At 65.6% G+C, this 1037-nt stretch carries 2 protein-coding genes; one reads left to right on the top strand and one right to left on the bottom strand.

Annotated features, from left to right (window positions below; all coding sequences use genetic code 11):
• Nucleotides 1-92: 92 nt before the first annotated feature.
• Nucleotides 93-590: an ATP-binding protein gene (locus DVH02_RS34530; protein WP_114627761.1), complete on the bottom strand. Its 498-nt coding sequence runs from the start codon at nucleotides 588-590 to the stop codon at nucleotides 93-95.
• A 238-nt stretch (nucleotides 591-828) separates the two neighbouring features.
• On the opposite strand from DVH02_RS34530, the gene DVH02_RS36885 reads away from it, so the two are divergent.
• A partial coding sequence (locus DVH02_RS36885) for a helix-turn-helix domain-containing protein (protein ID WP_147286219.1) occupies nucleotides 829-1037 on the top strand: 209 nt, incomplete at its 3' end.

Raw genomic sequence — 1037 nt, 5'->3', positions numbered from 1 at the left:
GCTCCGGATACGTGTACGCGATTTCTCGCCAGTTCCCGCCCACACGGACCCGGTCCCCGCACCGCACCCGAAACGCACATCGGCGCAGCTCATCACCCACGACCAAGCCCCTGGCCGCCCCGTTCGGGGAGGGACAGATGGGCCCAGACCAGCTTGCCGGGACCGTTCCGCTCACTGACACCCCACTCGTCCGCGAGCGCCTCCACGATGACGAGCCCACGACCGCCAGCCGACTCGACGTCCCCGGTGCGCTGCTCGGGCAGTTGGTCCGACGCGTCGTGTACCTCGATCCGCAGCCCGCCGCCGGAACGCCGCGCGTACAGGGTCTCGATCTCGCGGCCCTGCGACACGCGGGCATGGCGAGCGGCGTTGGTAAGCAACTCGGAGAGGATCAGCACTGCGGCGTCCTCCAGCCCTCCCAACTCCCAGGAGGCAAGGGCCTTCCGTAACTCCAGTCGAGCGAGCCCGACGCAGCGCGGGTGCCGACTCCACCGCNNGGGCGTACACGAGGGAGCAAGAGCCGCAACAGCGACCCGAGCAGGCTGACGATAAAGTTCAACACGTTGACGCTCCTCTGCAGCGTTGACCATGCCCCGGACCGCCCTTCACGCGGTCGCGGGGTCTTTCCTTGCCTGGGCAGCACCGCCCGCACAAGAGCACTCACCCGTCACTTCAGGGCGACAGTGAGTGACTGCACGCCCAGCATGCTCTCGCCCACAGAGAGAATGCAAGGATTGCAAACCACTTCAATGCGTTCGAGTGACTTGAGCGGCGGCACGGAGACCACCCACACTCACGAACAGCACCGAGCGACCGAAGGGACACGCTGTGTCGGAGAAGCGGCAACATCCACCCACTGTCAGACTGCGCCGCCTGGCCGCCGAACTCAGTCGGCTCCGTAACGCGGCGACGCTGACACGCGAGGACGTGGCAGAGAAGACCGGCATCAATACAGCGACTCTCTACCGCATTGAAAAAGCTCGCTCCCGGCCTCAAAAGCGCACACTGGTCGCCCTGTTGGATCTCTATCAAACAAG

Source organism: Streptomyces corynorhini (assembly GCF_003346515.1).
Lineage (GTDB): Bacteria > Actinomycetota > Actinomycetes > Streptomycetales > Streptomycetaceae > Streptomyces > Streptomyces corynorhini.
The sequence above is the reverse complement of the archived record's forward strand: the minus strand, read 5'-3'. Positions and strand labels throughout refer to the sequence as shown.